The organism is Nitrosomonas sp. Nm33, from assembly GCF_900107265.1.
Taxonomy (GTDB): domain Bacteria; phylum Pseudomonadota; class Gammaproteobacteria; order Burkholderiales; family Nitrosomonadaceae; genus Nitrosomonas.
The window spans coordinates 1-7,788 of the sequence record NZ_FNPJ01000100.1; the positions used below are offsets into that span (position 1 = coordinate 1).

Genomic DNA, 7,788 nt, shown 5'->3' on the forward strand with positions numbered 1-7,788 from the left:
TACGATGGGCATACGCTGACAGCATCCTTGGAACAAGTTCACAAACTAACGGGTATTGCGCCAAAGGAAGTTTATGTGGATCGGGGTTATAGAGGACACGCGGTGACGGATACGGTCAAAGTATGGATAGCAGGAGCCAGGCGCGGCGTCACGGTGGCGATCAAAAAGAAGCTCAAGCGGCGCAGTGCGGTGGAACCCGTGATCGGACATATGAAAAACGATGGGCGTCTGGGGAGAAACTTTTTGAAAGGCACAGCAGGCGATGCCATGAATGCCTTACTGTGCGGTGCTGGCTATAACTTGCGCAAGATTCTGCGCCAACTGGCGCTTTTGTGTACTCGTTTGGGAATCAATATTAATCGGCTATTGATTGGCAATATGCCTAACCTACAACTTAGTAGTTGAGAAAAAGGGTTTTTCAGGGACGACTAGATAGTTTTCCAACTGCCTGTTAAGGTTACGAGTCTTCTGTATCATTGTCATTGAGACAGACCGATGGCTAGGGTGAATGTTTTTCCAAATGGTCCTAAAATCCTCAATTGGATGGGATGAACCGTGTAGTGATCCAGGATGCGAGGCAAGGCGCGAAGAGACCGTAGGGCCGTCCCTTGCAACGAAGCGTAATGCCGCATTTGCGTCTGGAGCGACATACGATGCACCTCGTAGCGGCATCACCATTCTGATGAATGAGAAAATTTCGGAAATGATTCTATATGTCATAGGGTTAGCTCTACAAACAAGCGGTCAAATGAGGTTTTTGGGATAATAGTAGATATTCAATTGATAATCCAAGACATCGCATCGATGGATTAGACATATTCTTGATCCTTCTCCATGTCATGCGGTAACGCCTCCAAGTAATTTTCAGGTGCGTTCAGGCTATCGAATATCCGGTTATGGGATGACTGGTATATGCTTCATTAATAAGCCAAACTCCAAGGCAGTTCTATACAGCCTGCACCTGTCGTAATTCTTCTCTTGTTCCTGCCTCAACCAGTAAATCCAATACTTACTCCAGCAGCGCTTTACCATTCGCTAGTCGTGTCATCACAACTTTTCCTTTCATAAGTTGCATCTATTGCTTCACTTATCAAATAGAAATGGAATTGGAAGTTGTCGTTTGTGGAGCAAAGCGTTGTAGAATATGGTTCGTCATACCTTTGGCGAGTTCCTCTTCTCCAAAGAATACTGTGCCGATCTTCTCTTTCTGCAGGAACAGTGATTCGTCTTCACTGTGAGTACGCAGCACGATTTCGATATCCGGGTTAAGTGTACGTGCAATTTCAGCAATCTGCCGCACGTTGAGAGTATCAGGTGTTGCGATAACCAGCATTGCTGCACCTCCAATATGTGCCTGGATTAGCACAGCTGGATCAGTCGCATTACCCGATACAGCAGCTACACCTTTCTTACGCAGATCCTCTACCAGCTCGCGGTTTTGTTCAGCAACAATATAGGGAATCTTGCGTTCATCCAGCTCCTTGGCGATGCGCCGCCCCACACGGCCATAGCCTACCAGCACCAATTGTCCTTCAAGATATTTGCGTTCTGTAGTCATCGGTAGCTCAGCGAAGGGATCCTCGCGGTGTTCCAGACGGCGAGCCAATTCCGAGCGCTGGAGAACCCAGTTGCTTATCGGTATAACTCCAGCAAACACAAATGGATTCAGCGCGATAGAGATGAGTGCCCCAGCGAGAACCAAATCCATTCCTTCTGAAGAAAGCAGGCCAAGTGACATTCCTAACCCAGCAAGAATAAAAGAAAATTCACCGATCTGTGCCAAGCTAGCAGCCACCAACAACGCAGTATTAAGTGGATAGCGCAAGGCAAGTACGAGTCCCATTGCTGCGATTGATTTACCGACGATGATAATAGCAACGACGCCGAGGACATGCATCGGCTTCTCCATCAATATCTGTGGATCGAAGAGCATACCCACAGAGACAAAGAACAGTACAGAAAAGGCATCGCGCAGTGGTAGCGATTCTTCAGCTGCGCGATGACTGAATTCCGATTCACGCATTACCATTCCTGCAAAGAAAGCCCCCAGTGCAAATGACACATTGAACAATGCTGCTGCACTGTAGGCGACACCGATCGCTGCTGCGATAACTGACAAAGTGAAGAGCTCTCTCGAACCGATACTTGCGACTTGCCATAACAACCAAGGTAGCATACGGCGTCCGCCGATCAGCATCAGCGCAATAAAAGCTGAGACCTCAAGAAGTGTCTGTCCAATCGTTTGCCATAACGGAATAGCTTCTTCGGTGGGGGTGATCGTTCCACCTAACATACCCGCAAATGAGGGTAATAGTACCAAAATGAGTACAGTAGCGAGATCTTCAACCACCAGCCAACCCACGGCGATACGCCCGTTCATGGTTTCGAGTATACCTCGTGATTCAAGGGCTTTGAGCAATACGACTGTACTAGCACAGGACAGAGAGAGTCCAAAGATCAAGCCGGTACCAAAATCCCAACCCCACCACGAGGCTATAAACATGCCTAGCGCAGTCGCCATCCCCATTTGCACTACGGCGCCTGGTAGAGCGATACGCTTGACTGCCAGCAGGTCATCAAGAGAAAAATGTAAGCCGACACCAAACATGAGCAGCATGACCCCAATTTCTGACAACTGTGAGGCGATGCTTACATCAGCAACGAAACCTGGCGTTGACGGCCCAATGGCAATCCCTGCCAGTAGATAACCAACCAAAGCGGGAATCTTGAGTCGTTCAGCAATGAGGCCAAATATCAGGGCAAGACCAAATCCAGCAGCAATAGTCGTTATCAGTGAGATGTTATGTTCCATTCAGTTTACCTTTGTCTTTGTTATAGCGGCAGTAGTAGGTGAGTTTTTTAGTCGTTCTACAGTCAGTTCGGTGCGTAAAATCAATAGTCTTATTCTACAGTCTGACAAGCTTGTTAAGAGTCAGTCTTTTTAACTAAAAAGACTGTTGACTGGAAATTAATTAGGTATCTCATAGAATTATAATATCCGCTGATTACGGTTGGGTAATGCTAGTTTCTATTGTTGGATATTCTGCATATAATGCTTCAGGCTATGCAGAGGGCAAGAAATCCTTCCAAGGCTTTTCAGTATAGTTATTAAATAAATGATTCTACAGAGAAACTTCTTAACTATTAGGTACTACAAGCAAGGAGAGAAAATGAAGCATCGATTTAAACTCATTACCCTAGTCTGCACACTTTTACCTTTCTATGCCCATGGCGGAGGTGATCCTGATTTTGTCAAATTTCCTGAGGGTTATCAGCAAGCCTTTACACAATACGATACTGCCAATCGAGCCAATCAGAAGCAGGTGGCAAAATTCTATGCTAATGAGACTGCTATCGCGAGTTACAAAAAAGGCGAAGAAGCAGCATCTGGGTCAGTGGTTATTATGGAAATATATGAACCCAAAAAAGATGAAGCTGGCAAGATCATTTCAGGTAAAGAGGGTATTTTTGAAATTGAAAAACTGGCAGCAGTTGCAGTCATGGAAAAAAGAGGTGATTGGGACAAAGCTTTCTCTCAGGATAATCGCACAGGCGACTGGGGATTTGCCGTGTATAACCCAGATGGCACGCCCAAAAGCAACGACCTGAATTGTGCTCAGTGCCATACTCCTTTGAAAAATCAGGATTATTTATTCAGTTTCCAGAAGCTGGTTGATTTTGCAAAGAAAAATTGATAGTTAATGTGAAATAAATACTATTGGTGATCTATGAACAGGCTGTGAGTTTTTAAAAACTTGCAGCCTGTTTTATTATCTGGCTTTGGATAATTATCAATGGAAGTAGCTAAGGTATTGAAGTATTGGTAATTTATTCCATTTCTAAATTGAACCTGATTTTATCAGCTTCATCTTGTCATATTATTATGAAATGTACTGATGCATTCAAAGGTGCTGCTGTATTTCATGCTACCATCGCTGCCGGGCTTGCCAAGTGGGTAGCGCTGATTGCCAGTAAATACCATTGTGCCCTGGTCGCACCGGGAGGAGATGATTTCATAATGAGCTTTTACTGCAGCTATTGAGCTGGCATCTTGCTGAAAATAGCCTAAAAGCATTATCCACTAAATAGTTATTACCTAATGACAATGCTATTTCATTGGGTCAAGCGTGGATAGTTGCGCAATGATATGAAACAATCGATGCTTGAAGACAGTCAATTGTTTGTATGCCATTTCTAATCAGAATTTTCAGTATCTGTTATAGTTAAACATTTTGCCATTTGTAAATGTTTTCCTGTACGACCAGGAAGATGGATATATTTTTTGTGAGCTTGATTATGCGTTGCATTGCTATATTATTCTTTACTTTATTTACAGCGATATTGGCTCAGGCGGCAACCTGGGTATTACCCCCATCGGATATTGATATTTTTGGCCAAGTAAAGGTCGTAGCAGCGAACCGGGAGGAAACCCTGCTTGATATAGCACGCAGTTATAGTATCGGGCAGGACGCAATGGTGTTGGCCAATCCTCTTGTTGATCGTTGGCTCCCTCCTGAAGGTGCCAAGGTTGTAATACCGGGTCGGCATATTTTTCCACAGGCTGAGCGGACAGGCCTGGTAATTAATCTACCTGAAATGCGACTTTATTATTTTCCCAAACCCAAAAAAGAGGAGAAACCAGTCGTCATTACTGATCCTATTAGCATAGGCAGAATGGATTGGCGGACGCCACTGGGAAGAACAACCGTCATCAGAAAACAAAAAGATCCTACCTGGATACCGCCTCAATCACTCAAAAAAGAGGCTATTGAATCAGGCGGTCCACCACTGCCGGATATTGTACCTCCTGGCCCGGATAACCCATTAGGTCGCTATGCGCTCTATCTGGGCACATCAGGTTATCTGATCCATGGCACTGATAGGGATAAAGCCTTTGGGATAGGTATGCGCGTTACTCATGGATGTATGCGCATGTATCCTGAAGATATCGAGAAATTGTTTGATCAGGTGCCTGTAGGAACGCCTGTTCAATTGGTCAATCAACCCATAAAACTTGGCTGGCTGGCTGATTCGTTGTTTATAGAATTGCATCCTCCATTAGAAGAAGACGAAAAGGAGTATGCCGATTATATGCAGAAAGTACGTGAAGCGATTGCCAGTTTTCTTGAGAAGAGTGCCAATAATAAGAAAACAAATCAAACTAGAGAAAATATTGTCATTGATGAAATGGCGCTTGAGCTGGCAGTATTTGAAAAAAGTGGTATTCCGGTCTTGATTTCAAAGTAAAATGCAATATGCAATAAAAAAAGCCCCGAATGGGGCTTTTTTTATTTTGTCAGCATAAATTATTTATGCATGGCTCGTTTGAACATGCGATCAATTTTTGTTTCAGTTTCCATTGAACGTGCATTGGCTTCATTGGCAGTGCTGAGTGCTCTGTTTGCAGTATCTTTTGCTTCATTAGCAGTTGCTCTAGCTGCAGCTGCTTCTGACTTGGCAGCATTTGCATCTGCTTGAACAGCATTGAGTTGTGATTTCACTTCTTCGAGCTGCCCTGTGGTTGCACAACCAGATAATGCAACTAAAGCGCTTAGTGCTGCTACAGTAAATACATGTTTCATTTTCTTATTCATCTTCATCTCCTTACTGTTATTTGATTAAGACAAAACTCTAAATTCTCAGCATAAGTTGTTGTCCATTCAAGTTCATATCCAAAAATCTATGACAACACCGCGATGCTACCTGATTTCTTAAACAATATAAAGCGTGAATGTATCATATTTACCACAGTTTAATAATATTGAATTAGAATTTTGATTCAGTTAAATAAAGGTTTAACTAATAAATTGAATCTATACCAATATACTTAACATATGAGTATCGCTAACGTAATAATCTTACATGGAGTAATCAATAATTTAAAAATAAAACAAATCTCAACAGTAGCGGATGGAAGCAATGCATCAAACTAACTAGACTCTATTGTAAATTAATGCTAAAGAATTACAAATAGATAGACAATAATGCATTTGCATGCATTTTATATGCATTAACAATAGGAATATTAAAAAAATAATGATGCGATCTAGTTGTCTGTCTTGTTATGTTCCGATCCGATCAGGAGCTTTAACTAATAAATTGTATTTATGACAAAATTATTGCCATATGAATAATGCTAAAATAGTTATTCCGTTTCCAAATCAAGCATGACATGAAAGCAAGATGCAGACAGTATAAATAATACGGCAAAGAGAAGTCGACAAGGTCAGGTTTGACTTTGAAATGGAATTAAAACCTTCAAGGCATCAAAGCCTCACTCAAACAGAAACTCGAGTAAATTGGTTTCGATCGTCGTCAGTGAATACATGAGCGAGGAAACACCGATACAATGAGACAGAATGACTGGTTCCCGGCCTCCTCCTCGATAACGTTTGAGGCGCAGGGAGATCCCGTCAGAGCAAGTAAAAAAATGGATTCCGGGTATTCCTGTACATAATGTGTGCTGTGGCAGATGCGACAAATGGGGCTCATAGCGGTCAACCCTTATGACATAATTTTTCAATAACGACATGATTAGACACTTCTTGTGTGACTAAAAACTTCAGTATGAAAGTGATCCTTGTATAGCCATATTATGTGTTTGCAGTCTGATGGAAGGTGCTGCGCTTATTGCACCTCGCCCAAACTTACCCCAAAAAGATACTATAAACCAGGCCCATCAGGGCACATGCGCCAATCACATAAATGACATTGCGCTTGAAATAGAGCAACGCGATGCTGGCAACCAGTGTAATCAGCGCAGCTGGCCATTCGAATGAGGCTGAGAAACCTTGCGGCCACAGCACATGATAGGCGAAGAACAGTACCAGGTTAAAAATGACGCCAACCACAGCGGCAGTAATGGCGGTCAATGGGGCAGTGAATTTAAGGTTGCCGTATGTGGTTTCTACTAATGGTCCGCCGGCCAGTATGAATAAAAACGAGGGTAGGAAGGTAAACCAGATTGCTACCACGGCTGCCGTAGCACCAGACAGGAAAGAGAGTTCAGTACCAAACAGCGTATTTGTATAACCACCGATAAAGCCGACAAACGCGACTACCATGATGAGTGGGCCGGGGGTGGTTTCACCGAGTGCCAGGCCATCGATCATTTGAGCAGGATTCAGCCATCCATAGTATTCGACTGCGCCTTGATAGACATAAGGCAGGACTGCATAGGCGCCACCGAATGTCAGTAAGGACGCTTTAGTAAAAAACCAGCCCATCTGAGTCAGCGTGCCATGCCAACCAAATTGACTGAGAAGCAATGCCATCAGCACAATCCATAGCAAGGCGCACACTGTGATTACAGTGATCAGACGTAACCAGCGGAAACGGGTGTGCTCAGGCAGGGGAGTGGTATCGTCGATGATGGCCGGGCCGTATGATCGATTAAGCTTACTGTGGCTTGTGCCTACTATGAACTGAGCTGGTGCCATATATAGCCTAACCAGTTAAGAATGATTCAGAATGCATAGGATTTGAAGAGCGTATCGACGGTTTGGTTTTGTTGTCTACGGAGCGCCTTGGCCTGTGCCCATTTGTGTTCGATGGGATTGAGATCAGGAGAATAAGCGGGAAGGTATTCAAGGGTATGCCCGGCGTTATGTATGGCATCCCGTGTGTCTTGTCTCTTATGGAAGGTGGCATTGTCCATCACAACGATGGAATGTAGTGGCAATTTAGGCAACAAGTCCTGCATCGCCCATCCATGAAACACATCAGCATTGATGTTGGCTTCAAACAGGCCGATGGTTACCAGTAACTTTCCAATCAGGGCACCAATCG

General features: G+C 43.8%; 8 protein-coding genes and 1 pseudogene. 4 read left to right on the forward strand and 5 right to left on the reverse strand.

Annotated elements, in window-relative coordinates; genetic code table 11:
• A partial coding sequence (locus BLV54_RS16240; RefSeq protein WP_371113306.1) for a transposase occupies positions 1-405 on the forward strand: 405 nt, incomplete at its 5' end.
• A 685-nt stretch (positions 406-1,090) separates the two neighbouring features.
• On the opposite strand, the gene ybaL is transcribed toward BLV54_RS16240, so the two are convergent.
• Positions 1,091-2,812 (reverse strand): cation:proton antiporter domain-containing protein, encoded by a 1,722-nt coding sequence (gene ybaL, locus BLV54_RS13930; protein WP_090572221.1) that lies wholly within the window; start codon positions 2,810-2,812, stop codon positions 1,091-1,093.
• 358 nt (positions 2,813-3,170) lie between these two features.
• On the opposite strand from ybaL, the gene BLV54_RS13935 reads away from it, so the two are divergent.
• The 3 genes from BLV54_RS13935 to BLV54_RS13940 all read left to right on the forward strand — a co-directional run bounded on the left by BLV54_RS13935 (position 3,171) and on the right by BLV54_RS13940 (position 5,247).
• Complete coding sequence (locus BLV54_RS13935) at positions 3,171-3,695, forward strand: cytochrome P460 family protein (protein WP_090572222.1); 525 nt, start codon at positions 3,171-3,173, stop codon at positions 3,693-3,695.
• A 188-nt stretch (positions 3,696-3,883) separates the two neighbouring features.
• Positions 3,884-4,042 (forward strand): hypothetical protein, encoded by a 159-nt coding sequence (locus tag BLV54_RS16245; protein ID WP_176969787.1) that lies wholly within the window; start codon positions 3,884-3,886, stop codon positions 4,040-4,042.
• 242 nt (positions 4,043-4,284) lie between these two features.
• Positions 4,285-5,247 carry a L,D-transpeptidase family protein gene (locus BLV54_RS13940; RefSeq protein ID WP_256329522.1) on the forward strand — a complete coding sequence of 321 codons (963 nt, stop codon included), beginning with the start codon at positions 4,285-4,287 and terminating at the stop codon, positions 5,245-5,247.
• Positions 5,248-5,306: 59 nt separating this feature from the next.
• On the opposite strand, the gene BLV54_RS13945 is transcribed toward BLV54_RS13940, so the two are convergent.
• From BLV54_RS13945 to BLV54_RS13955, 4 genes and pseudogenes are all read right to left on the reverse strand, one after another.
• Positions 5,307-5,594 (reverse strand): Lpp/OprI family alanine-zipper lipoprotein, encoded by a 288-nt coding sequence (locus tag BLV54_RS13945; protein WP_090572223.1) that lies wholly within the window; start codon positions 5,592-5,594, stop codon positions 5,307-5,309.
• Positions 5,595-6,274: 680 nt separating this feature from the next.
• Complete coding sequence (locus BLV54_RS15780; protein WP_143032531.1) at positions 6,275-6,532, reverse strand: hypothetical protein; 258 nt, start codon at positions 6,530-6,532, stop codon at positions 6,275-6,277.
• Positions 6,533-6,647: 115 nt separating this feature from the next.
• Positions 6,648-7,433, reverse strand: a pseudogene (locus tag BLV54_RS13950) (chromate transporter); the annotation flags it as partial.
• A gap of 32 nt (positions 7,434-7,465) precedes the next feature.
• Positions 7,466-7,788: transposase (locus BLV54_RS13955; protein ID WP_090571816.1), on the reverse strand; the 323-nt coding region annotated here is incomplete at its 5' end.

Bases quoted from the DNA above. Each gene is read 5' to 3' on its own strand.
- ybaL (WP_090572221.1), bottom strand. From the start codon at position 2,812: ATGGAACATAACATCTCACTGATAACGACTATTGCTGCTGGATTTGGT.
- BLV54_RS13935 (WP_090572222.1), top strand. From the start codon at position 3,171: ATGAAGCATCGATTTAAACTCATTACCCTAGTCTGCACACTTTTACCT.
- BLV54_RS16245 (WP_176969787.1), top strand. From the start codon at position 3,884: ATGAAATGTACTGATGCATTCAAAGGTGCTGCTGTATTTCATGCTACC.
- BLV54_RS13945 (WP_090572223.1), bottom strand. From the start codon at position 5,594: ATGAATAAGAAAATGAAACATGTATTTACTGTAGCAGCACTAAGCGCT.
- BLV54_RS15780 (WP_143032531.1), bottom strand. From the start codon at position 6,532: ATGTCGTTATTGAAAAATTATGTCATAAGGGTTGACCGCTATGAGCCC.